At 65.9% G+C, this 24,593-nt stretch carries 18 protein-coding genes and 1 tRNA gene; 10 read left to right on the top strand and 9 right to left on the bottom strand.

Annotated elements, in window-relative coordinates; all coding sequences use genetic code 11:
- The first annotated feature begins 10 nt into the window (after positions 1-10).
- The 3 genes from ACO2Q5_RS00940 to ACO2Q5_RS00930 all read left to right on the top strand — a co-directional run bounded on the left by ACO2Q5_RS00940 (position 11) and on the right by ACO2Q5_RS00930 (position 6,257).
- Positions 11-94 (top strand) — tRNA-Leu (locus ACO2Q5_RS00940).
- Positions 95-866: 772 nt separating this feature from the next.
- Positions 867-3,191 carry a Hint domain-containing protein gene (locus ACO2Q5_RS00935; RefSeq protein WP_423287528.1) on the top strand — a complete coding sequence of 775 codons (2,325 nt, stop codon included), beginning with the start codon at positions 867-869 and terminating at the stop codon, positions 3,189-3,191.
- A 249-nt stretch (positions 3,192-3,440) separates the two neighbouring features.
- The gene (locus tag ACO2Q5_RS00930; RefSeq protein ID WP_423287526.1) at positions 3,441-6,257 is read left to right on the top strand and encodes a Hint domain-containing protein; all 2,817 of its coding nucleotides are present in this window, start codon (positions 3,441-3,443) and stop codon (positions 6,255-6,257) included.
- Here the strand turns inward: ACO2Q5_RS00930 and ACO2Q5_RS00925 are convergent.
- Together ACO2Q5_RS00925 and ACO2Q5_RS00920 are read right to left on the bottom strand one after the other, a co-directional pair.
- Entirely contained in the window at positions 6,243-6,833 is a 591-nt protein-coding gene (locus ACO2Q5_RS00925; protein WP_423287524.1) for a nucleotidyltransferase family protein, read from the bottom strand. The genes ACO2Q5_RS00930 and ACO2Q5_RS00925 overlap by 15 nt on opposite strands.
- A gap of 7 nt (positions 6,834-6,840) precedes the next feature.
- The gene (locus ACO2Q5_RS00920) at positions 6,841-7,599 is read right to left on the bottom strand and encodes a DsbA family protein (protein WP_423287522.1); all 759 of its coding nucleotides are present in this window, start codon (positions 7,597-7,599) and stop codon (positions 6,841-6,843) included.
- 86 nt (positions 7,600-7,685) lie between these two features.
- On the opposite strand from ACO2Q5_RS00920, the gene ACO2Q5_RS00915 reads away from it, so the two are divergent.
- The 5 genes from ACO2Q5_RS00915 (at position 7,686) to ACO2Q5_RS00895 (ending at position 14,923) form a co-directional block, all read left to right on the top strand.
- A complete protein-coding gene (locus ACO2Q5_RS00915) occupies positions 7,686-8,837 on the top strand; it encodes a pyridoxal phosphate-dependent aminotransferase (protein WP_423287520.1) in 1,152 nt (383 codons plus the stop codon).
- A gap of 102 nt (positions 8,838-8,939) precedes the next feature.
- Positions 8,940-10,121: an N-acetylmuramoyl-L-alanine amidase gene (locus ACO2Q5_RS00910; protein ID WP_423287993.1), complete on the top strand. Its 1,182-nt coding sequence runs from the start codon at positions 8,940-8,942 to the stop codon at positions 10,119-10,121.
- A gap of 197 nt (positions 10,122-10,318) precedes the next feature.
- The gene (locus ACO2Q5_RS00905) at positions 10,319-12,859 is read left to right on the top strand and encodes a penicillin-binding protein 1A (RefSeq protein ID WP_423287518.1); all 2,541 of its coding nucleotides are present in this window, start codon (positions 10,319-10,321) and stop codon (positions 12,857-12,859) included.
- Between the two features lie 79 nt (positions 12,860-12,938).
- Complete coding sequence (gene prfB, locus ACO2Q5_RS00900; RefSeq protein WP_423287516.1) at positions 12,939-14,060, top strand: peptide chain release factor 2; 1,122 nt, start codon at positions 12,939-12,941, stop codon at positions 14,058-14,060.
- A gap of 92 nt (positions 14,061-14,152) precedes the next feature.
- On the top strand, positions 14,153-14,923 hold the full coding sequence (locus ACO2Q5_RS00895) for a DUF2189 domain-containing protein (protein WP_423287515.1): 771 nt from the start codon (positions 14,153-14,155) through the stop codon (positions 14,921-14,923).
- Positions 14,924-14,955: 32 nt separating this feature from the next.
- Here ACO2Q5_RS00895 and ACO2Q5_RS00890 read toward each other — a convergent pair whose 3' ends face one another.
- From ACO2Q5_RS00890 to ACO2Q5_RS00860, 7 genes are all read right to left on the bottom strand, one after another.
- A complete protein-coding gene (locus ACO2Q5_RS00890; protein WP_423287513.1) occupies positions 14,956-15,396 on the bottom strand; it encodes a DoxX family protein in 441 nt (146 codons plus the stop codon).
- A gap of 105 nt (positions 15,397-15,501) precedes the next feature.
- Entirely contained in the window at positions 15,502-15,816 is a 315-nt protein-coding gene (locus tag ACO2Q5_RS00885) for a hypothetical protein (protein ID WP_423287511.1), read from the bottom strand.
- Between the two features lie 89 nt (positions 15,817-15,905).
- Positions 15,906-16,394: a hypothetical protein gene (locus ACO2Q5_RS00880; RefSeq protein ID WP_423287509.1), complete on the bottom strand. Its 489-nt coding sequence runs from the start codon at positions 16,392-16,394 to the stop codon at positions 15,906-15,908.
- 85 nt (positions 16,395-16,479) lie between these two features.
- Positions 16,480-16,986 carry a bactofilin family protein gene (locus tag ACO2Q5_RS00875; protein WP_423287507.1) on the bottom strand — a complete coding sequence of 169 codons (507 nt, stop codon included), beginning with the start codon at positions 16,984-16,986 and terminating at the stop codon, positions 16,480-16,482.
- Positions 16,976-18,316, bottom strand: coding sequence for a DUF5930 domain-containing protein (locus tag ACO2Q5_RS00870; RefSeq protein WP_423287505.1), 1,341 nt, complete (start codon positions 18,314-18,316; stop codon positions 16,976-16,978). The genes ACO2Q5_RS00875 and ACO2Q5_RS00870 overlap by 11 nt, the downstream gene beginning before the upstream one ends.
- A gap of 125 nt (positions 18,317-18,441) precedes the next feature.
- Positions 18,442-19,284, bottom strand: coding sequence for a ferritin-like domain-containing protein (locus ACO2Q5_RS00865; protein WP_423287503.1), 843 nt, complete (start codon positions 19,282-19,284; stop codon positions 18,442-18,444).
- A gap of 30 nt (positions 19,285-19,314) precedes the next feature.
- Positions 19,315-19,776: a peroxiredoxin gene (locus ACO2Q5_RS00860; protein ID WP_423287992.1), complete on the bottom strand. Its 462-nt coding sequence runs from the start codon at positions 19,774-19,776 to the stop codon at positions 19,315-19,317.
- 133 nt (positions 19,777-19,909) lie between these two features.
- On the opposite strand from ACO2Q5_RS00860, the gene ACO2Q5_RS00855 reads away from it, so the two are divergent.
- Positions 19,910-23,338, top strand: coding sequence for a hypothetical protein (locus ACO2Q5_RS00855; protein ID WP_423287501.1), 3,429 nt, complete (start codon positions 19,910-19,912; stop codon positions 23,336-23,338).
- Positions 23,338-24,369, top strand: coding sequence for a tRNA preQ1(34) S-adenosylmethionine ribosyltransferase-isomerase QueA (gene queA / locus ACO2Q5_RS00850; RefSeq protein WP_423287499.1), 1,032 nt, complete (start codon positions 23,338-23,340; stop codon positions 24,367-24,369). The genes ACO2Q5_RS00855 and queA overlap by 1 nt, the downstream gene beginning before the upstream one ends.
- Positions 24,370-24,593: the final 224 nt, after the last annotated feature.

The following is a 24,593-nucleotide window of genomic DNA, read 5'->3' as shown; positions in this document are numbered from 1 at the left end:
AGGCGCCGCGGCCCGAGTGGCGGAATGGTAGACGCAGCGGATTCAAAATCCGCCACCGCAAGGTATGTCGGTTCGAGTCCGACCTCGGGTACCAAATCAGCTTTCAAGCATATCGTGACAGGATTGGCGCGGGCGCGGTGCGGCCGCGCCTTGCCCGTTTTCAGGTCCGGCCGGAAGGGGCGATTCGCCGCCGCGTTTTGAAGGCTGTGCATTAACCATCACCAGATCCGGACAATCTTGCGGATTGGTGCGAAACGGTGAACGGGCCGGATCGACCGGGGCAAATTAATGGCGAAATTCTGAATCTGGTTAATTCGCGCTATGGTTGAATGCCGCTGCGGCGGCGATGGAAACAAACTCTGGGGTGCCGGCAACAGGGTGATCCCGCAGTTGGGCCGAAGATAAGAGGAATCGCCGGGTTAGGGGCGGCAGGACGTTTCCGGGTGCTCAACAATCACGGGAATGGAACAGGGTAACGGGTTGATCCGCATGGGCTCTGACAAGGGTCGCCGGGCAGCCGCGGGCGCCGTGCCGCCGCAATTTCGCTTCACTCCAAGGTGAACGAAGGGTAATCAGAACAGGTCAACTTAGACGTATTGGCCGTGGGGGCGGTCGTATGTTGGTGGCGCGCCCATAAGCGCGTTAAGCGTGACGAGAGTGCTGCCGCATCCCGTTTCCGGATGCATCCGCCGTTTTCGGCGGGTGGTCGTGTTTTGACTGGCATCCCCCTCTTCACCCACCTCATCCGGCAGGCTGCTTGCGGCGCAACGAACATAACCGTTGCGTCTGGTGGTCCGCTGAACCGGGCCGGATGTGGAAACGGAGTGCGACGGGGACCCGTCGTTTGGAGAGACAGGGAAGCGAACATGCCGGTCATCGCGCTTTACAACTTCAGCGACGCCTCGACGGTCATCGACGACGCGCCGGAAAACGGCCTGCAGAACGGCGGCTACTTTGACGGGGCCACGGCCACCGGCGGGTTCCTTGTCGTGGACGGGATGAACGACAAGGCCAAGATTTACGCTTCGGACGCGTTCCAGCTGGACCGCGGCACGCTTGAGATCAGCTTCAAGCCGACCGCCACCGATTTCGAAGGCCCGCAGACCGTGCTGTCGCGCGACACCGCGGGTGAGCATGCCGGCAGCTACCGGATCGAGGTGAATGCGGACGGGTCTGTGGTGGTCACGCAGGAGCTGGACGGCTCTTCGGTCAGCTACTCGACCGGCCCGGGCTTCTACACCGCGGGTGACACGATCAACCTGTCGCATTCCTGGGACATGGGCGGCGAGGGCGGGCTTCTCCAGATCGAGAATGCGACCACCGGCACCACCTTCGAGGAAGACGTTCCGAACACCGTTTCGCTGGTGATGGAGCCGAATTCGCAGCCGTGGATGCTGGGCGCCGGTCAGAACGCCTCTGATCCCTATATGCTGAACAATCTGGAAAACCATTTCCAGGGCGAGGTGGATTATTTCTCGCTGTCCGACAGCGTGGACAACATCGACCCCGTCGATCCCGACCGTGACGGCATCGTCCGCGGCACCTCGGGCGACGATCTGATCGACACCTCTTATGTCGACCCCTGGGACGGCGACCGCATCGACGCGAATGATGCGATCATCCCCGGCGATGCGCTGAACGACGACCGCGTGGTTGCGGGCGCCGGCAATGACACCATCCTGTCCGGCCTGGGCGATGACACCGTTCGTGCCGGGTCGGGCGACGATCTGGTCTATGGTGGCGAGGGCGACGACTCGCTGATCGGCAACACCGGCAATGACACGATCTATGGCGGCGACGGCAGCGATACCGTCTATGGCCGTCAGGACGACGACTATATCGACACTTCGGGCGGCTCGCCCATGCCCGATATCGACTATCCGGGCTTCTACCCCGCCGACACCGACCCGAACGATGACCGCGATCTGGTCTATGGCGGCTATGGCAATGACACGATCCTGACCGGCGACGATGCCGACACGATCTATGCCGAACAGGGCGACGATTATGTCGATGCCGGGATCGACGCCGATCTGGTTTACGGCGGCTATGGCAATGACACGATCATCGGCAGCGAAGGCGCTGACACCGTCTATGGCGGCGCGGGCGACGACCTGATCTATGGCGGCCTTGGCCCGGTGGGCAATGACCTGCTGGATATTCCGGATGCCGACGGCGACCTGCGCCCGAACAACAACCCGGACCTGCTGTATGGCGGCCGCGGCAACGACACGATCTATGGCCGCGACGACGACGATACGCTCTATGGCGGCGCGGGCAATGACGTGCTTTACGGCGGCGTTGACGAGGACGAGCTGCACGGTGACCGCGGCAATGACACGCTTTATGGCGGCGAAGGAGCTGACCGGATGTTCGGCGGGGCCGACCGGGATGTGTTCATCGTCGGCAGCGCGCAGGACGGGATCGGCGACTTCATCGACGGCAACGAAGGCGGCGACGATTTCGACACGCTGGACCTGCGCGGCGCTGGCCCGCTGAACATCGTCTATGATGCGGACAACCCCGAAAACGGCGTGGTCACCTTCTTTGACAATGACGGCAACGAGACCGGCACGCTGCGGTTCATCAATATCGAGAACTGCATCCCCTGCTTCACCCCCGGCACCCTGATCGCGACGCCGAAGGGCGAGGTCCCGGTCGAGGAACTGCGCGCCGGCGACAAGGTCATCACCCGCGACAACGGCATTCAGGAAATCCGCTGGAAGGGTGAAAAGGCGCTGAGCGGGCAGGAACTGCGGCTGAACAGCCATCTGCAGCCGGTGCTGGTCAAGGCGCACAGCCTTGGCAATGGCCTGCCCGAGCGGGACATGCTGGTGTCGCCCAACCACCGTCTGCTGGTGGCCAATGACCGGACCCAGCTGTACTTTGACGAGCATGAAGTGCTGGTTGCGGCCAAGCATCTGGTCGGCAACCCCGGCATCCATGCGATCGAGGCGATCGGCACGACCTATATCCACTTCATGTGCGACCAGCACGAGGTGGTGCTGTCGAACGGGGCCTGGACCGAAAGCTTCCAGCCCGGCGACTACACGCTGAAGGGCATGGGCAATGCACAGCGCAACGAGATTTTCGAGCTCTTCCCCGAGCTGAAGACCGAAGCGGGTCTGGACGGCTATCAGGCCGCCCGCCGCACGCTGAAGAAACACGAAGCCCGCCTGCTGGCGCGCTGATCACGGCTTATGCAGCCCGGGCGGGTCTTCGGACCGGCCCGACGGAAAGGGGCCCGGCAACGGGCCCCTTTTCATTTGGCCCTGTTGTCGGCGCGTCGCCCGTCTTGGCCATGAAACCGCCGTATTCCCCGCCCTCGGGGCCGGAATCCGCGGCTGATCCGGAAATCCCGCGCCAAACTCTCCGCAATGGTGCCCCGTTTCGGCCCCGGAGGGGGGGTATCAGTCGGTCAGGCAGAATTCGGTGGTGACATGGCCAGCTATTACGGCGGATCGGGCAACAACTCGCAGACCGGGACTTCCGGTGCCGATGATTTCTACGGCGGCGGCGGCAATGACACGATCAATGCCGGGGCGGGCAACGACATCGCCTATGGTGGCACCGGCAACGATTCCATCAGCGGCCAGGACGGCGACGACACGCTCTATGGCGAGGATGGCAACGACCGCCTGTTCGGTGGCGCGGGCAACGACCAGCTTTACGGCGGGGCGGGTGCGGACAGCCTGGACGGCGGGGCCGGCAATGACCTGCTGGATGGCGGCGATGCGGCCGACACGCTGCTGGGCGGCGAGGGCAACGATACGCTTTACGGCGGGGCGGGCGCGGACAGCCTGGATGGCGGGGCGGGCAATGATCTGCTCGATGGCGGCGCCGATGCCGACACGCTGTCGGGCGGCGAGGGGCAGGACACGCTTTACGGCGGCGCCGGGGCCGACAGGCTGGACGGCGGGGCGGGCAACGATCTGTTGCAGGGCGGTGCCGGAAACGATGTGATCATCGGCGGTGCAGGCAGCGATACGGTCGATTATTCCTATGCCTCGACCGGGGCCACAGTGAACCTGACCACGGGCACCGGCACCACGGGCGCCACCGATGTCGACACGCTGAGCGGGATCGAGAATGTCACCGGCACCGGCTATGCGGACAGCATCACCGGCAATGACGATGCGAACCTTGTGGATGCCGGGGCAGGGAACGACACGGTTTCCACCGGGCTGGGCAATGACACGGTTTACGGCGGCGATGGCGATGACCGCATCGATACGGGCGTCAACAGCGTTTCCAGCGCCTCCGAGGATCTGAACTGGTCCCAGGTGGGCGGCAACAACGCCAATGTGGCGGGCGGGGCAACGCAGGATACCGGCGGCACTACCGTCACCATGACCTATACCAATGACGGGGCAGGCACGGCGGCCACGATCAACACCAGCTCGGCCACCTATGTCGCACCGGGAGAGACTTTCAACCCGAATTCCAGCCTCTATCTGGCCGGGACGGGGGTGGGCAACACATCGACCACGCGGATCGACTTCACCCCGGACCCGGGCTATGCGCCGGGCGTGACGGGGGTGCAGTTCCGCATCAATGATGTCGATATGTCCATGGGCAACTGGCAGGACATCATCACCATCACCGCCTATGGGCCGGATGGTCAGCCTGTCACCGTGACGATCACACCGGCGGGGAATGACACGGTTTCCGGCAATACGATCACCGCCGGAAACAGCAGCGACTCGACCAATTCGGCTGCAGGTTCTGTGCTGGTCAGCATTCCCGGCCCGGTGTCCTATTTCCTGATCGACTACAACAACAACTACAGCAGCGGCCAGCTGATCCTTGTCTCGGACATCCAGTTCTTCAGCACTCAGGTGGATGACGACTACGTCGATGCGGGCGCGGGCAATGACATCGTTACCACCGGCGCGGGCAATGACACCGTGCATGGCGGCTCCGGCAACGACAGCATCGACGGCGGCACCGGCAACGATTCGCTTCTGGGCGAGGCGGGCGACGATACGATCTACGGCGGTGCGGGCGATGATGTCGTGGACGGGGGCGTCGGCTTTGACAGCCTGTTCGGCGGCGACGGCAACGACAGTCTGTTCGGCTATGATGATGACGACACGCTGTATGGCGGTGCAGGCAATGACACCGCCTATGGCGGCTATGGCAATGACTATATCGACGGCGGATCGGGTGATGACAGCCTGATCGGCGGCTATGGCGATGACACCATGCTGGGGGGCGAGGGCAACGACCAGCTCTTCGGCGGCTTCGGCAATGACATCATGTATGGCGGCGCCGGAAACGACGTGATCTTCGGCCTTGAGGGCGACGAGTTCATCGACGGCGGCGACGGCGACGACACGCTCTACGGCGATCAGGGCAATGACGTCATCCAGGGCGGCAAGGGCAATGACCGGCTGTTCGGCGGCGATGGCAACGACACGCTGTCGGGTGGCGAGGGCGCCGATACGATCTATGGCGGCGGTGGCCGCGACTACATCTACGGCGATGTCGGCGATGTGGTGGATGGCGGCAGCGAGGGCGACGATTACGATGTCCTCGACCTGTCGGCCTGGGGCTGGGACCGCACGAATATCCATTACAACCCGAACAATCCCGAAAACGGCTATGTCGAGTTTCTGGATGAGAACGGCGCCGTGATCGGCACGATGACCTTCACCGATATCGAGAAGGTCATCCCCTGCTTCACCCCCGGTACGCCGATCCTGACCGCGCGGGGAGAGGTTCCGGTCGAAACGCTGGTGCCGGGCGATCTGGTGCTGACGCGCGACAACGGGTTGCAGCCGGTGCGCTGGACCGGCCGACGCAGCCTTTCGGCGGCGGATCTGGTGGTCAATCCCGCGCTGCGTCCGGTGCGGATTTCGGCAGGGGCCATGGGGCCGGACCTGCCCGTGCAGGACCTGACGGTTTCCCCCCAGCATCGCCTGCTGATCGGTGGGGCGCGGGCCGAAATGCTGTTTGGCGAGGCCGAGGTTCTGGTGGCCGCGCGCCATCTGGCGGGGGCGCCGGGCGTCTCCTCTCCGGTGGTGCAGGGTGTGACCTATGTGCATATCATGTTCGACCGGCACGAAATCGTGCAGTCGGCCGGGCTCTGGACCGAGAGCTTCCAGCCCGCGCAGCGGATGATGGGCGGGATGGAGGAGGCGCAGGCCGAGGAAATCCTGGCACTCTTCCCCGAACTCGCCAGCCTGGAGGTGGCCTTTGCCTCGGCCCGGCTGTCGCTGAAAGCGCATGAGGCGCGGGTGCTACTGACCGCCTGACGCCAGCCAGCGCGCCCGGTCTTCGGGCGTGTCCCAATCGCAAAGCGCCCGGTTGCCGGGCAAAGGCACCGGGCGCAGCCGTTCGGGATGGGCCGCAATCACCGCGCGCGCGCCGGTATCGCCCCGCAGCGACAGCAGCGCAGGCCGCAGATCGGCCGGGAACAGCACGGGGTGGCCGGGGTCACCCGTGGCATTGCTGGCACGGAGGATGGCCTGCGGGTCGTCCCGATGCGCCGCGGTCAGCAGCATCAGGTCAGCGGGGCCAATGTCCGGCATGTCGGCCAGCATCACCAGCACGGCATGGTCTTCGGGCAGGGCGCCCACGCCGGCGCTCAGGCTGTCGCCCATGCCCGCGCCGCCCGTCACCTGCATCAGGCAAAGCCCCTCCAGCACCGCCGCGCGCGGCCCGGGCGGGGCCGGCAGCACCACCGTGACCGGCAGTCCGCAGGACAGGGCCACATCCGCCACATGGCGCAGCAGCGGCCGGCCCCGCAGCGGCAGCAACAGCTTGTCCTCTCCCATCCGGGACGAGGCCCCCGCCGCAAGGATCAGGATGGAAAGGCCGCGCCCGGCCATGCCGAACTCAGCCGTCGGCGCGTTCCTGCGCAACGATCTGGCGCATGCCGTCCAACGGCACGTAGCCACGGACCATCGTGCCGTCGATCACGAAGGTCGGCGTGCCGTTGATCTCCATGATCTGGGCCAGCTCATAATTGGCGTCGATCACGGCCTGAACCTCTGGCATGGCCATCCGGGCGGCGACGGCGGCGGGGTCATGACCCAGATCGCTTGCCAGCCGGGCCAGACTGTCGGGGTCGATCTCACCCCGGAAGTTGAACAGCGCATCATGCGCCGCCTTGTAGGCGTCATCGCCATACAGCATCCGCACCGCGATGGCGAATTTCGACGCCAGAACGGACGGATCGCCCAGAACCGGGAACTCCTTCAGGACAAAGCGGATATTGCCGTCGGTCGAGACCAGATCCTCGACATCCTGATAGGCCTTGTGGCAATAGCCGCAGCGGTAATCCATGAATTCGACAAGGACGATATCGCCCTCCAGATTGCCGCCGGCCCAGTCGGCCGGGTTCTTGTAGATGCGGTCCGCATTCTCGGCCAGCATCTGCACGTCGCGGTCGGCCGCGGCCTGATCTTCGCGCATCTGCAGCTCGGTCATCGCCTCGACGATCACCTCGGGATTGCGCAGCAGATAGTCGCGCACCGCGGCATCGAAAGCGGCGCGCTGCTCTTCGGTCATCGGCGCCGTGCCCGGCAGGTCCTGCGCCTGAACCACGGGTGCGGCCGTCGCCAGAAGCGTGGCAAGGATCAGGGCGTGGCGCATGAACTCGGGTCCTTCCGGGGTTGACCTGTCCGCCTCCGGGCGGCACTGAACGGCATGGAATACCGGCGGACCATACGGGGCAGGGCATGAACAGATCAAGTCAGGGATCGCGGCGCGGTGAAGTCGATCCCTTCATTGTGATGGATGTGATGGAACGCGCCCGCCAGGCCGAGGCCGCGGGCCGCCGGATCATCCATATGGAGGTGGGCCAGCCCGGCACTGCCGCCCCCGAAGGCGCGCGCCGTGCGCTGGCCGCAGCGCTGGATCAGCCGCTTGGCTATACCGTGGCCCTTGGCCTGCCGGAACTCCGCGCCGGGATCGCCCAGCTTTATGCCCGCTGGTATGGGGTGGATCTGGACCCCGCGCGGGTGATCGTGACGGCAGGGTCGTCGGGCGCGTTCCTGCTGGCCTTCACCGCCTTGTTCGACGCCGGACAAAGGGTGGGTCTGGGCGAGCCGGGCTATCCCAGCTACCGCCAGATCCTGCGCGCCTTGTCGCTGGAGCCGGTGGGCATTCCCGCAAGCGTGGAGAACCGGCTGCAACCCGTGCCCGCGGATCTGGAAGGGCATGATCTGGACGGGCTGATCGTGGCCTCGCCCGGCAATCCGTCTGGCACCATGCTGTCGCATGAGGCACTGTCGGCGCTGGTCCACTGGGCCGAGGCCAAGGGCATCCCCTTCGTCTCCGACGAGATTTATCACGGGCTGCATTACGGCGACCGGGCGGTGACCGCGCTGGAAATCTCGGACGCGCCTTGGGTGATCAACAGCTTCTCGAAATATTTCAGCATGACCGGCTGGCGCGTGGGCTGGATGGTGGTGCCTGAGGATCAGGTCCGCAAGGTGGAGCGGCTGGCGCAGAACATGTTCATCTGCCCGCCCCATGCCAGCCAGCTGGCCGCGCTGGCCGCATTGGATTGCGTGCCCGAGATGGAGGCGAACCGCGCGGTTTATGCCGAGAACCGCCGGCTGATGCTGGAAGGTCTGCCGAAGGCCGGCTTCACCAAGATCGCGCCGCCGGACGGGGCCTTTTATATCTATGCCGATGTCAGCGATCTGACCGAAGATAGCCTGTCCTTCGCGCAGGAGATTCTGGACCGCGCGGGGGTGGCCGTCACGCCGGGACTGGACTTCGATCCGCGCCGGGGGCGGCAGACGCTGCGCTTTTCCTATGCCCGTTCCACCGCGGACATCGCCGAAGGCATCGCGCGGCTGCAGGAGTTCATGGCGCGAAGGTGAATGGACTTTCCGCCGCCGGACCGGGATAGTCCGGGCGGCATTTCCGCAAAGAACGGGGCAGGGCAGGTGCAGGCGATCCGGGCCGTCATCCTTTGGCTGTTGATGGCGATCGCACCCCTGAGTGCCGCCGCGCAGGAGCTTTCGGCGCTGGCCCGGCTGGATGCCGCGGGGTCGGTGATCCGGGCCGATCAGGCGGCGCTGACGCTGGACCTTGCGATCAGCCAGCCGGTGCCGTGGCGCGTGCGGGTGATGGACAGCCCGCCGCGGCTGATCCTCGACGTGCGCGAGGTGGACTGGACCGGGATCGACAGCGTCACCCGCACCGCGCCGCAGGTGGCCGATCTGCGGGCCGGGATATTCCGGCCCGGCTGGTCGCGGCTGGTGGTGGAGCTGACCGGGCCGATGCTGGTGACGCAGGCCTCGATGGATACGTCGGACGGGCCGGCGCTGATCCGGCTGCGGCTGGACCCGGCCACGGCGCAGGACTTTGCCAAGGCGGCCGCGCAGCCGGAGCCGGAGGATTGGGCCCTGCCCAGGCCCGCCGATCTGCCGCCGCCGGTGGCGCGCGGCGACGGACCCATCGTCGTGGTGCTGGACCCGGGTCATGGCGGGATCGACCCCGGCGCCGAACGCGACGGCCACAAGGAGGCGGATCTGATGCTGACCTTCGCGCGCGGGCTGAAAGAGCTGTTGCTGCGTGACGGCCGGTTCCGCGTGGTGATGACGCGCGAGGAAGACGCCTTCGTGCCGCTGGAAACCCGGATCTCGATTGCGCGCAAGGCCGGGGCGCATGTGTTCATTTCCCTGCATGCCGATGCCCTGGCCGAGGGCGAGGCGCAGGGGGCGACGATCTACACCCTGTCCGAGGATGCCACCGACGAGGCGGCCGAGGCTTTGGCCGAACGGCATGAGCGCGACGACCTGCTGGCGGGCGTCGATCTCTCGGCGCAGGACGATATCGTGGCCTCGGTCCTGATGGATATGGCGCGGACGGAAACGACGCCGCGCACCGCCCGGCTGGCCATGGCGCTGGAAACCGCGATCAAGGCGGCGGATCTGCGCATGCACCGCCATCCGCGGCAGGAGGCGGGGTTCTCCGTGCTGAAATCGCCCGACATCCCCTCGGTCCTGCTGGAGGTGGGATTTCTCTCCTCGGGGCGCGACCTGAAGCGGCTGACCGATCCGGCCTGGCGTGCGACAATGGCCGAGGCGGTCAGGAAGGGGCTGATCGCCTGGGCGGATGAGGATCAGGCGATCCGGGCCTTGCGGGCGGCCAGTCCATAGCGATGCGCCCCTGGTCACCCGCCCGGGGGCGCTTCGCCCCCCGGACCCCCAGAGGATATTTTTGAACAGATGAATGTTGGGGAATCTGGTGTCGTCAGCAGGCGCGGGAACCCGCCGCAGGTAGGGGGTGTAAGGTCCAAGGTTTTGACGGACCCGAACGTCTGATATAGGGGAAGCCGAAAGGCAGGGGCAGAACAGTGTTGCGATTCATCGGCTCGTTCTTCGGGGCCATCTTCACCGCGGTCACGCTGGGCATCTTCTTCGGTGCCCTGACCGTTGGCGCGATCTTCTGGATGTATTCGCGCGACCTGCCCAGCCATGAGGTGCTGAAGCAATATTCCCCCGCCACCATCAGCCGAATCTACACCGGCGAGGGGCGGATCCTTGACGAATTCGTCAAGGAGGGCGAGCGGCGGGTCTTCGTTCCGGCCGAGGATATCCCCGATCTGGTGAAGCAGGCCTTCATCTCTGCCGAGGACAAGAATTTCTACGTCCACCACGGCTATGATGCGACCGGCATGGCCGCGGCGCTGATCGACGCGGTGAAAAGCCGCGGGCAGGATCTGCGCGGCGCCTCGACCATCACCCAGCAGGTGGCGAAGAACATGCTGCTGGACGGCACCCGCACCGGCGCCAAGGGGGTGGAGCGGAAGATCAAGGAAATCATTCTGGCCACCCGTCTGGAAGAGACGCTGACCAAGGACCGTATCCTTGAAATCTACATGAACCAGATCGACCTGGGCCAGCGCAGCTTTGGCGTCGCCGCGGCGGCGCAAAGCTATTTCAACAAGACGCTGGACGAGTTGACCCCGGGAGAGGCCGCCTATCTGGCCGCTTTGCCGAAATCGCCGGGCCGCGGGTTGCATCCGGTGCGCGACTATGACCGCGCGGTCGAACGCCGCAACTATGTGCTGCGCGAGATGTGGGACAACGGCTATCTGACCGAGGCAACCTATCTGGCCGAGAAGGACAAGCCGCTTCTGACGGTGCAGAACGGCGATTATCCCTCGTTCCGCGACAGCCTGCCGGAGCGCAGCTATTTCACCGAGGAAATCGGCCGCCAGCTGTCCACCCATTTCGGCGAGGATGAATTCTACAACGGCGGCCTGACCATCCGGGCCACCATCGACCCGGAACTGCAGGTCGAGGCGGAGGCCGCGCTGCGCAAGGCGCTGGAAAGCTATGACCGCGGGCTTGGCCGTTGGCGCGGCACCGGCAAGACCGTGCCCGAGGATCAGCTGACCAGCGAGGACAGCTGGCGCAAGGCGCTGTCCGCGGTGGATGTGCCGCGTGACATCGACGGTTGGTATCCGGCGGTGGTGCTGGAGGTGGGCGACCGCACGCTTTCGGTGGGAATCGAGGGCGTCCCCGTGACCGAGGCAGAGCCGCAGGTGGTGCCGCGGTCTGACATCGACTGGATGCGCGGCAGCTTTGCCGACAATTTCAAGCGTGGCGATGTGATCCATGTGCGCCGGGTGACGAAGAATGCCGACGGCAGCTTTGTGCGCTGGTCGGTCCGTCAGGTGCCCGAGGTGCAGGGCGCCTTCATGGCGATGGATGTGAACACGGGCCGCGTTCTGGCGATGCAGGGCGGGTTCTCCTATCAGTATTCGATCTGGAACCGTGCCACACAGGCGATGCGTCAGCCGGGGTCGAGCTTCAAGCCCTTCGTCTATGCCGCTGCTCTGGACAGTGGATTCACCCCCGCCACCATCGTCATCGACGCGCCGATCGAGGTGAACACGCCGCAGGGGTTGTGGACGCCGAAGAATGCGTCGAACAAATTCTACGGACCCACGCCGCTGCGCACCGGGATCGAGCAGAGCCGGAACCTGATGACCATCCGGATCGCCGAGGAAATCAGCATGCAGACCGTGGCCGGCTATGCCGAGCGGTTCGGCGTCTATGACAACCTTGCCCCCTATCTGGCCAATGCGCTTGGTGCGCAGGAAACCACGCTGATGAAGATGGTGGCCGCCTATGCCATGTTCGCCAATGGGGGCGAACGGGTGGAACCCACGCTGGTGGACCGGGTGCAGGACCGGTCCGGCCGCACGGTCTATGTCCATGACAAGCGGGTGTGCGAGAACTGCACCGCAGGAGATCTGCCGCGGGGCGATGGCGTCACCGTCACCTCGAACCGGGAACGGGTGATGGATGCGATCACCGCTTATCAGCTGACCAGCATGATGCAGGGTGTGATCCAGCGCGGCACCGCGCGCGGCATCAACCTGCCGGTGCCTGTGGCGGGCAAAACCGGCACGACGAACGACGCGAAAGACGTCTGGTTCATCGGCTATACCTCGAACATCGTGGCGGGCTGCTATATCGGCTATGACCAGCCGCGCGGCTTGGGCTCGGTCTCGGGCGGCGGCTTCTGCGGCCCGGTGTTCGAGGAATTCATGGCGACCGCCATCAAGAAATACGGCGGGACCGAGTTCAAGGTGCCCCCGGGCGGCTATTTCGTGAAGATCGACCGCTTTACCGGCGCGCGCCTGCCCGACACGGCCAGCGGCGACAATGTGGTGGCCGAATATTTCCGCGAGGGCGAAGAGCCGATCTTCGGTCTGGGCGCGCTGGTGGATGGCGGCTTCGAGATGGGCCAGAACCTGCCGCTTTATGCCTATGGTGAGACGGAAAGCGCCTCCAGCGCGTCTGTCACCACTGCCACGGGCGAGACGAAGGTCATTCCGGGAAAGGCCGATTTCGGCACCGTGTCCTCGGGCGGGCTTTACTGACAACCGAAACCACGGCGCCGCTCTTGCCCGAAGCCCGGGCAGGGGATATGAGCGCCTGCGACCGAGACGAGGGTGAGAGATGCGCGCCGAGACGCAAGCCAATGTCGATCAGATCCGCAAATCCCTGTCGCTTCTGGCGCAGCGGATGGACTGGGAGACTGCGCCCCATCGCCTTGAGGAATTCAACGCCCTGATCGAACAGCCCGATCTGTGGAACGACCCCGCCCGCGCGCAGAAACTGATGCGCGAGCGGCAGGCGCTGATGGATGCGGTGAACGGCTACAAGCTGATCGAAAGCGGGCTGACCGACAATGTCGATCTGATCGAACTGGGCGAGGCCGAGGGCGAGGAAAGCATCGTGACCGAGGCCGAGGCCGCGCTGAAGGCGCTGGTCGAGGTGGCGGCGCAGAAAGAGCTTGAGGCGCTGCTGAACGGCGAGGCGGACAGCAACGACACCTTCCTGGAAATCAATGCAGGCGCCGGCGGGACCGAGTCGCAGGACTGGGCCGAAATGCTCGCGCGGATGTACACCCGCTGGGCCGAACGCCGCGGGTTCAACGTCGAGATGCTGTCGGAAGAAGCCGGGCAGGAAGCCGGGATCAAGTCGGTCGCCTACAAGATTTCCGGCCACAACGCCTATGGCTGGCTGAAGACCGAAAGCGGCGTGCACCGTCTGGTGCGCATCTCTCCCTTCGGGTCGGGCGACAAGCGGCAGACCTCTTTCGCCAGCGTATGGGTCTATCCCGTGGTCGACGACAATATCGAGATCGAGGTGCTGGACAAGGATATCCGCATCGACACGTTCCGGTCGTCCGGCGCGGGCGGTCAGCACGTCAACAAGACCGACTCGGCCGTGCGGATCACCCACTTCCCGACCGGGATCGTCGTGACCTCCTCGCTGAAATCGCAGCACCAGAACCGCGACATCGCCATGAACGCCCTGAAGGCGCGGCTCTATCAGATGGAACTGGACAAGCGTTCGGCTGCCATCAACGACGCGCATGAAAACAAGGGCGATGCGGGCTGGGGCAACCAGATCCGCAGCTATGTGCTGCAGCCCTATCAGATGGTGAAGGACCTGCGCACCAGCCACGAAACCAGCGACACCCAAGGCGTACTGGATGGTGATCTGGACGCCTTCATGGCGGCCACGCTGGCCTTGGACATGTCCGGCAAAAGCCGCGCCGACGCCGAGGGCTGAGGGCGCTCCGGGCCCTAAATCCCGGAGATGAAATACATCTTTGCCAAAGCGGTCTTCGGGACATAGCCTTCCTCGTCAGAGGGAGGACTACCATGACAGACAGCGCCGGGGCGCCCGCCAGCCCGCAGATCATGCATCTGGACCTGTCAGACCTGCACCATGCACTGGCGGCGGGCTGGCAGGATTTCCGCCGGGCACCACTCTATGGCCTGTTCTTTGCCAGCGCCTATGTGGCGGGTGGCTGGCTGATCCTATGGGCGCTGACCACCGAGGGGCAGATCTGGTGGACACTGCCCGCCGCCGCCGGCTTCCCGATCCTTGGCCCCTTTGTTGCCGTCGGGCTTTATGAGGTCAGCCGGCGGCTGGAGCAGGGCATCCCCCTGCGGGTGAACGAGGTTCTGGCCGTGATCTTCCGCCAGAAGGACCGGCAGATCCCGTCCATGGCGGCGATGATCGTGATCTATTTCCTGTTCTGGAACTTTCTGTCGCACATGATCTTTGCGGTCTTTCTGGGCACCGCGACGATGACCAATGTCTCCTCCTCGCTGGAGGTGTTCCTGACGCCCGCAGGTCTGGTCTTTCTGGCCTTCGGCACGGTTGCGGGGGCGGTCTTTGCGGCCGTGCTCTATGCGCTGACCGTGGTCAGTCTGCCCATGCTGCTGGACCGAGAGGTGGATTACGTCACCGCCATGCTGACGAGTTTTGCACTGGTGCGCGAGAATATGGTGCTGATGCTGGGCTGGGGCGCGCTGATCGCGGCCTGCCTGTTTCTGGCCATGCTGCCCGGGTTTCTGGGCCTGCTGGTCGTGCTGCCGCTGTTCGGCCACGCCAGCTGGCATCTTTACCGCCGGGCGGTGGAATAGGCGGACCGGGCAGGCCGGTCCGCCCGGGATCGTCAGAACTGGCGGCCCAGCTTCGCGTCCACCGAATGCGCATTCGCACCACGGAAGGCGAAGAAGATCGTCATGCCCAGCCAGAGGATGGACTTTTCAGCGCCGTCATAGCCCTGACCGAAGGCCACCCAATGCGCATAGACGGTGACGAGCAGAATGATGCTGGCGGCCACCGCGGCGGGGCGGGTCAGGAAACCGATGGCAATCAGGACACCGGCAAAGAACTCGGTCACCGACAGGAGCGGCGACCAGAAGGCACCCGGTGCGAAGCCAAGGCCCTCGACCATGCCTGCGGCAGCGAAGGGGTCCATCAGCTTGGGGTAGCCGTGGATGGCGAAGATACCGCCGCAGATCACCCGCATCAGGGTTTCCGCGCTGGTGTGGAAGGCGGCGTAGAACGGGCGGAGGGCCGGCACACGCTCGGCAATCGGGGAATGGGACATGGGTCGGTCTTTCATGCAAAGCCCTTCGGCGGCCCGTTCATGGGCCTGCGCGGGGGCGTCTTTCGGAATTTCGTGGGAAGAGTGTGCCCGGCGAACGGGCGGTGCTCAGCCTGCGTGCTTGGGCGGCCGGTCAATGCCACCGCCGCCAATGCCGGACAGCGTGACAGAATGGCGCGATACCGGCAAGGCAGTGGCCAGAACGGGCGCAGGGCAGGCTGCGCCGGAGGCGGCTGCCAGCAGGCCTTTGCCCGGGCAGGGCAGCTCGACCGAGGGGGTGAGATTGCCGATCTTTGCCGGATCGACCGGACAGGACCATTGGCTGCTGCGCGACGGGCAGTCGGGGGTCGTGAAAGACCTGGCCGTGGCAGGAAAGGCCAGGCTCAGCACGACGGCGCACAGAAGGAACACCCGCAGGATCATGGGTGCGGTTATGCGGGGGCGGGTGCAGGCGGGCAAGTCAAAAGCCCGTCAGGTGCTGTAACAAAGCGCGGCAGGCACCGGCCGCAGGATCAGTGCATCCAACTGTTGCAGGACACCGATCCCGCCTCTCCGGGGGTCTGACCGTCAGAGATGGCCGAGGCGACCAGCTCTGGTCCGAACAGGGCCAGATACCAGTCGGAAAGGGCGTCTGGGTCGGTGAGGGTGCCAAATGACAGGGTCTGGCCGGGGGAGGTTCCCGGTCCGCGATAGTAAAACTCGGGGTGGGCCGCCTGCAGCGCGGCATCCTCTTCGTAGGCGCAGACCGAGGTGAAAGTGATGCCCTGCACCGCAAGCCCGCCCGCAATCTGAAAGCAGCTGAGGCTGTCATATCCAAGGTTCTGCGCCGTATCGATCCGGCCTTCGTCGCGCAGCTGGGACAGGATGATCAAAGAATGCGGCAGATCGGTGCATGCCAGTTCTTCAAGGACCAGCCGCTCCATCCGGTCCAGCGCAGAGGCGGTGCCGGGAATGGCCGCGGTTAGCAGGCAGAGGCAAAGGGCATCTATGCGAAAAGACACGGGGCTTTCCCTTCTTGCCGACCGGCTTCAACAAAAAAGCCCCGCCGGAGGGCAGGGCTTTCGGAACGCTTTCGTCGGAAACGCCTCAGGGCGTCTCGGCCTCGGCCTTGGCGGCGGGCGGGAAGGGCGGCGGGGCCGAGGGACGGCCCTGGGCAAGCGGGTCTTCCTGACGCTGCACCGAACCTTCGAAATGCGCGCCCGATTCGATGGCGATGGTCTTGTGGATGATGTCGCCTTCCACCCGCGCGGTGGAGGTCAGCCGCACCTTCAGCCCGCGCACGCGGCCGATCACCCGGCCGTTCACCACGATGTCATCGGCCACGATCTCGCCCCGGATGGTGGCGCTTTCTCCCACCGTCAGCAGATGGGCCCGGATATCGCCTTCCACAGTGCCTTCGACCTGAATGTCGCCGGTGGTGCGCAGATTGCCCACCACGGTCAGGTCCGACGACAGGACCGAGGCGACAGCCTTGCCCTTCGGTGCCGACGGGGTGAATTCGGACTGGGGTTTCGACACGGGGGTCTCCGCTGCTTTGGGTTTTTCGGCCTCGGATTTCGGACCCGGCTCGTTGATGCGGCTCTTAGAAAACATTCCTGGCTGCCTTTATGAAGTTCATCGGATTGACGGCAGTCCCGCCGATGCGGACTTCGTAGTGAAGGTGAGTGCCGGTGGACCGGCCTGAATTGCCCATATCACCGATCCTGTCGCCGCGCGACACCTTTTGTCCCACCTCTACACGGATCTGTGACAAGTGGGCGTAGCGGGTTTCCACCCCAAAGGCGTGCTGGATCTTGATCAGACGGCCGTAACCGCTTTGCCAGCCTGCATGAATCACCACGCCATCGGCGGTGGCATAGATCGGTGTACCATAGGGGCCGGCGATGTCGGTGCCTTCGTGCATGCGCGAACCGGCGCCGAGCGGATCGTTCCTTCGCCCGAAGCTGGAGGTCCAGCGGACCGCGTTCGAGGTGACCGGCAAAGCGAAGGGCGCCTTGAACGCGGCGATCCTGTAGAGGTCCATTTCCTCCATGGATTTCAGGATGGCATTGGCACGAATCTCTTCCGGGGTCAGCGCCCCGCCCATGGACGAGGCCGAGATCGGCGTCAGCGGCCCGCCCTGTCCGGAATAGCCCTTGCGCACGGTCGAGATCAGGTCGTCCGGGTCCATCCCCGCGGCCTGGAACATCTTTTCCAGCGGCTCGACCGAGACGGTGACCGCCTCTTCCAGCCGGGCGAAGATGGCGTCATGGCGCAGTTCCAGCGCGCGGCGATCATTCTCGGCGGCAATCAGCAGCGCACGGCTTGCCTCGGCATCGTCTTCCTTGGCGTCGCGTTCGCGCGCCGTGCGGGCCAGCGTGCCGGTCAGATACTCCAGCGTGGCCACGATATCGCGCATCCGGCCCATTTCGGTGGCGCCGCCCGCCTCCTGATTCAGCGCCAGCGTCAGCCGGTCCACTTCGGCCCGGGCCTCGTCACGCTCCTTGATCGTGCGGCGCAGGGTGTTCTGCACCACGTCGATCCCGGTCTCCAGCTCGCGCCGGCGGTCTTCGGAGGCAAGCAGCATCTCCTGCATCGAGGAGACCTGCTCCAGCGCGAAGTTGAAGCGGTCCTGCGCCCGCAATGCCTCGGCCGCGCGGTCATCGCGGTCGGCCGACATCAGCGTCAGGCGATGTTCGAACATTTCACCCTGGCGCTGCGCCTGTTCGCGCGAAGACCCGGCGCCGATGGTCTGCATCATGATCAGCGCGGTGGCGACGATGGTCCAGGCCAGACCAAGCGCCCCCACGGTGACGGCCACCGCCTGGGTTGCGGGCCGCAGCCGCAGAAAGTGGGTGCCGTGGTCCGACTTCAGGAACAGGCGCTGTTCGGGAAAATAGCGCTCCAGCGTCGCGTTGATGCGGATGGCAAGGCGTGTCAGCACGGGATCGGTCCGTCCTCCTGTGGGCGCGATCTTCCTAGCGGCGGGCTGGTTCCGTCGCAACAGACTTGACCGGAGAGGGGCGGAAACAGCCTTTGGGCCCTGAATTCTCGGCAGAAACCCGCCGATCAGGGAATATCGTCCTGACTTTCCTCTTCGGTCAGCGGCCAGTAGAAATCCGGCGGCAGCCCGGCCTCGGCCCGTTTCTCTTCGTTGAAGGGCGGCTTCAGCTGGCCGTGGAAATAGCGGCGGACCAGCGCGTGGAACACGTCCTTCGGATCCTCGCCATCCCGCCCGCACAGCCAGTTGAACCATTTGGAGCCATAGGCGACATGGCCCACCTCCTCGGCATAGATGGTTTCCAGTGCGGCCACGGCACCGGCCCCTTCGCCCTGCGCCTCGGCCTTTTGGAAAAGGCCGATCATTCCGGGCGTTACATCAAGGCCCCGCGCCTCCAGCACCATGGGCACCACGGCAAGGCGGCCTTTCAGGTCCTCTGCGGTATCCTCGGCCGCGCGCCACATGCCCGCATGGGCGGGAAGCGCGCCGTAATGGCTGCCCATCCGTTCCAGCACATCGGACACCAGATTGAAATGATTGGCTTCCTCATCCGCGGCCTTCACCCAGTCATCGTAAAAGCCCAGAGGCATGGGGTGATGGGTGAAGCGGGCGATGATGTCCCAATGCAGGTCGACCGCGTTCAGCTCGATATGCGCCACGGCATGCAGCAGTGCGATCCGTCCGGGAAGGGTGCCCGGCCGTCGCCTGGGCACCTCGCGCGGGGGAAGGAGTTCGGGCCGTGCGGGCCGGGCCGGTTGCAGCGGCGGTGCGGCATGGCCAAGCGGAATGGGCGTTCCCGACGCGCGTGACGCAAACCACGCCGCGGCATGGCGGCGGCCGAGCGCTGTCTTTTCGCGCCCATCCGCGGTGGTCAGCACCTCTACCGCCATTTCGGCAAGGGTCCGGGTCATGGCAGGCCTCCGGTGGTCAAAGGGTTGGGGTCACAGGGCGCGGGCGGCGGCCAGCACCTCTTCGGCATGGCCCTTGACGCTGACCTTGGGCCAGACTTCGGCAATGCGCCCCGTCCCGTCGATCAGGAAGGTGGAGCGGACGATGCCCATATAGGTCTTGCCATACATGGTCTTCTCGTCCCAGACGCCATAATCCTCGCAGGTTTGCCCGTCCTTGTCCGAGGCGAGGATGACCTCCAGCGCGTGTTTGCGGCAGAAATTGTCATGCGACCGCACACTGTCCTTCGACAGGCCGATCAGCGTGACGCCCGCGGCGGCGAATTCCCCGGCAAGGCGCGAGAAATCCTGCGCCTCGGTGGTGCAGGTGGGCGTGCTGTCCTTGGGGTAGAAGAACAGCACCACCTTGCCGGGCCGCAGTGCGGACAATGTGACCGTGCCGCCGCCGTTGCGGGGCAGGGTGAAATCGGGGGCGGTATCTCCGGCGGAACGCATGGTCATGGGCAACCTCTTGCCAAGGGTTTCGCAAGTCTTTGTGTTCCTGTTGTCTTCCGGCAAGGATAAAGGCAAGGGGCAACGTGGCCCGCCCCTGCGGGACAAGCAGGCCAAAGACAGGAGACCGCAGAGCGTGGGCGACGGCGCCGAGGATCACACCAGCCCGCAGCCCCCGGAGCGGCTTTCCCCGGAAGCGCTTTCCCCGGAGCGGCCTGCTACAAAGCCGCGCCGCAGGTTCTTTGCCTCGCGCGCCGAGGCGCGGAAGGCCCGGGCAGCCCGGCTGCGCCCGCGCATCCCGCTGCGTCTGGTCCTTGTGCTGATCCTGTTGGTTCTGGGTCTTGGCTTTGCCACGATGGTGCTGACCGGGCGCACCCTGTCGCTGCCGGTCTGGGCCGTGGCGCAGATCGAGACGCGGCTGAACGACACCCTTGCGCCGCGGCATCTGGCCCCCGGTGTGGCGCTGTCGCTGGGCGGGGTGGATATCGCGGTCGAGCGCGACCTGACGCCGCGCCTTGTCCTGCGTGACCTGCGGCTGAACCAGCCGGGCGGGCGGTCCATCGTCACCCTGCCCGAGGTGCGGGTGACGCTGGACCCCGGCGCGCTGATCACCGGAGAGACGCGCGTCTCTGGCCTGCGGCTGACCGGCGCGCGGCTGAGCGTGACGCGCGATGCCGATGGCCGGATCGCACTGGATTTCGCGGGGATGAGCGGGGCGCCCGCGCTGCAAAGCCCGGCCGAAGTGCTGGATGCGGTGGACCGGATGTTCGGCACGCCCGCCCTGTCGAAGCTGCATCTGATCGAGGCGGAGGCGCTGGCCCTGACGCTGGAGGACCGCCGCGCGGGCCGCAGTTGGGAACTGGGCGACGGCCGGCTGGTGATCGAGAACCGCGAAGGTTCGGTTGCGGGGGAACTGGGTGTCACGCTTCTGGACGGGGCCACCCCGGCGCAGGCCCGGCTGACGATCGAGACCAACAAGGCCGACAGTTCGGCCCGGCTGACGGTGACGGTGGATCAGATCGCCGCCGCCGATCTGGCCGCGCAGGCCGCGCCGCTGACCTTTCTCAACCTGCTGGATGCCCCGATCTCGGGGCGGTTGTCCGGTGCGCTGGAGGCGGATGGCAGCATCGGGCCTTTGGAGGCGCAGCTTTCGGTGGCGGCGGGCAGCCTGCGCGTTTCGGAAACCGCGCTGCCTGTCCCGTTCGAACCGGGCGAGATCGCCCTGAGCTATGATCCGCAGCGCCAGCGGGTGACGATGAACCGGCTGCGGGTGGAAAGCGCCTCGCTGCGGCTGAAGGCGAGCGGGACGGCCGATCTGTTCGATGCCGGCGGGGCGCCCGTCTCGCCCGGTGAACTGCCCGCTGCGGCGGTGGTGCAGCTGGCCGTGTCCGAGATGATGGTGGATCCCGAGGGCCTGTTCGAGGCGCCGGTGCGGTTTTCCTCGGGGGCGGCCAGCCTGCGGCTGAGCCTGCGTCCGTTCCGGGCTGAAATCGGCGAGGTCACGCTGCGCGAGGGGGACGAGACCCTGCGCCTGACCGGCGATCTGGGCGTGGCATCGGAAGGCGGCTGGCGCGGGGCGCTAGATGTGGCGTTGAACCGCATCGGTTCGGACCGGCTGATCCGGCTTTGGCCGGTGTCGGTGGTGCCGAAGACGCGCGACTGGCTGGCCAGCAATCTGGGGCAGGGCGAATTCACCGATCTGGCTGCCGCTTTGCGCTTTGTACAGGGAGAGCGGCCGAATTTCGCGCTGAACTACAATTTCTCGGGCGCCGAGGTTCGGGTGATCCGGGCGCTGCCGCCGGTGCGCGACGGTCGCGGCCGCGCCACGATCGAGGACAATGCCTATACCGTGGTTCTGGAAGGGGGCGAAGTCACCGCGCCGGGGCTGGAGGCCGATCCGGTGGCCGTGGCGGGCAGCGTCTTCCGTGTGCCCGATATCACCGTCATGCCCGCCATGGCCGAGGTGCGGCTGATTTCCGACTCGTCCCTGCGCGCGCTTTTGCAGCTTCTGGATCAGGAGCCGTTCCGCTTCATCTCGAAAGCCGGGCGCAGCCCCGATCTGGGCGAAGGACGCGCGGTGATGGCGGCCGATCTGCGCTTTCCGCTGAAGGCCGGGCTGCAGCCCGCTGATGTGGATTATGACGTGGCAGGCCGGGTGCTGGATTTCCACTCCTCGACGTTGGTCGAGGGGCGGGAGATCACCGGTGAGGATCTGGCCGTCAAGGTCACGCCTGCGGGCCTGACGGTTTCGGGGGCGGGCGCCATCGAGGGCGTGCCGGTGGTGGCCCGCTATGACCAGCCCTTCGGCAAGGACACCGGCGGCAAGGCCAGCCTGCGCGGCACCGCCACGCTGAGCGACGAGGGGCTGCGCAAGCTGGGGATCAGCCTGCCGCAGGGCTGGCTTTCAGGCCGCACCGAGGCGGAGGTGGTGCTGAGCCTTGCCCGCGGGCAGCCCGCTGTGCTGGACCTGACCAGCACGCTTGCGGGCGCGGGGCTGGCGGTGCCGCCGCTGAGCTGGTCGAAGGCGCGGGGCACGGGGGGACGGCTGACGCTTTCGGCGGTGCTGGGCGCAAGGCCCGAGATCACTGCGCTGTCGCTGGCGGCACCCGGGCTGGAGGTCGAGGGCCGGCTGACCACAAAGGCCGGCGGCGGGCTGGACCGGATGAGCCTGTCGCAGCTGCGCGCGGGCCGCTGGCTGGATGCCACGGCCGAAATCACCGGACAGGGGCCGAATGCGGTTTCGGTGCGGCTGACCGGCGGCTCGGCCGATCTGCGCGAAAGACCATCGGGCGGCAGTGGTGGCGACGGCGGGGCCAGCGCGCCGATCGAGGTGAACCTTGACCGGCTGACCGTTTCCTCGGGCATTGCGCTGACAGGGTTCAGCGGCGATTTCATCAGCCGCGGCGGCGGGCTGGACGGGCATTTCGTGGCGGCGGTCAACGGCACCGGCCGGATCGAGGGCGCGGCCATGCCCTACCGCGGCGGCACGGCGGTGCGGATCACCGCCAAGGATGCGGGCGCTGTGATGGCGGCGGCGGGCATCTTCACCAAGGGCCGTGGCGGCACGCTGGACATGACGCTGCAGCCTTCGGGCGCCGAGGGGAATTATGCCGGTTTTGCCAGTTTCACGGGCATGTCGGTGCAGAATGCCCCGGCGCTGGCCGCGCTTTTGTCGGCCGCCTCGGTCGTGGGGCTGCTGGAGCAGCTGAACGGGCAGGGCATCCATTTCGCCGAGGGCGATACGGAATTCCTGATCCGGCCCGAGGGTGTGCAGATCCTGCGCGGCGCAGCGGTTGGCGCGTCGATGGGGATTTCCTTCGAAGGGTTTTACCGGGCTGCCACCGGCCGTCTGGACATTCAGGGCACGGTCTCGCCGCTTTATCTGCTGAATGGCATCGGGGCGATCTTCGGGCGGCGGGGCGAGGGGCTGTTCGGCTTCACCTACCGCCTGACCGGAAAGGCGGATAATCCGCAGGTCAGCGTGAACCCCCTGTCGATTCTGACTCCGGGGATGTTCCGGGAAATCTTCCGGCGCCCGGCGCCGAAGCTGGAGAGTGGCGGCTGATGCAGCTTGCGGATTTCGATTTCGACCTGCCGGAGGCGCTGATCGCCACCCGGCCCGCGCGGCCCCGCACCTCGGCCCGGCTGCTGCTGGCCGAGGGGGACGGGATCAGTGACCGGCGCGTCAGCGATCTGGTGGAGATTTTCCGCCCCGGCGACCGGCTGGTTCTGAACAACACAAGGGTGATCCCGGCGCGGCTGTTCGGCACACGCACCCGCGGGGATGCGGTGGCAAAGGTGGAGATCACCCTGCTGGAGCCCGCGGCAGAGGGCTGGCGCGCGCTGGCCAAGCCGCTGCGCAAGGTGAAAGAGGGAGAGGTCATTCGCTTCTCCGACCACCTGTCCGCGACTGTCGCCGAAAAGTCTGACACCGACCTGCGGCTGGCCTTCAACCTGACCGGCGGGGATTTCGACGCGGCTTTGGCCGAGGCAGGGGCCATGCCGCTGCCCCCCTATATCGCCGCCAAACGCCCGGCGGATGAACAGGACAAGGCTGATTACCAGACCGTCTTTGCCCGCCATGCCGGTGCAGTGGCCGCGCCGACCGCCAGCCTGCATTTCGATGAGCCGCTGCTGCGTGCACTGGCCGCGAAAGGCGTTTCCTTCACCGAAGTCACATTGCACGTGGGCGCGGGCACCTTCCTGCCGGTCAAGGTGGAAGATGTGACGACGCACCGGATGCATGCCGAATGGGGGCAGGTGACCGCCGAAGCCGCGGCCGAGATTGCCGCGACCAAGGCCGCGGGCGGGCGCGTCATTCCGGTGGGCACCACCGCGCTGCGGCTGATCGAAAGCGCGGCGGCAGGCGGCAGCATCGCCCCCTGGGAAGGGTTCACCGACATCTTCATCTATCCCGGATACCGCTTTCGCGTGACCGATGCGCTGATGACCAACTTTCACCTGCCGAAATCGACGCTTCTGATGCTTGTTTCGGCGCTGATGGGCAAGGCAAGGATCGACCGGATCTACGATCATGCGGTCAGGACGGGGTATCGCTTCTTTTCTTACGGCGATGCCTCGCTGTTGATACCATGAGGAGGAAAGAACCGTGCTTGTCACCAGTGGTATCCTGTCTGTTGCGGCAGTGACGGCGCCCGTCATGATGCGGATGGGGCAGGGCGGGCCCGCAACCGCCGCAGGTCGTGCCGGTTCTTGTATTTCTGCGTGTGGGTTCGGGATGACATCGGCCGGGTGCTGTGGCCTGACGGTGCCGATACATGTTCTGAGGCAGTGGGGCGGACCCGAATGGTCCTGAAACT

This window comes from Neotabrizicola sp. VNH66 (assembly GCF_049445895.1).
Taxonomy (GTDB): domain Bacteria; phylum Pseudomonadota; class Alphaproteobacteria; order Rhodobacterales; family Rhodobacteraceae; genus Pseudogemmobacter.
This window is presented reverse-complemented; position numbering and strand designations above follow the sequence as displayed.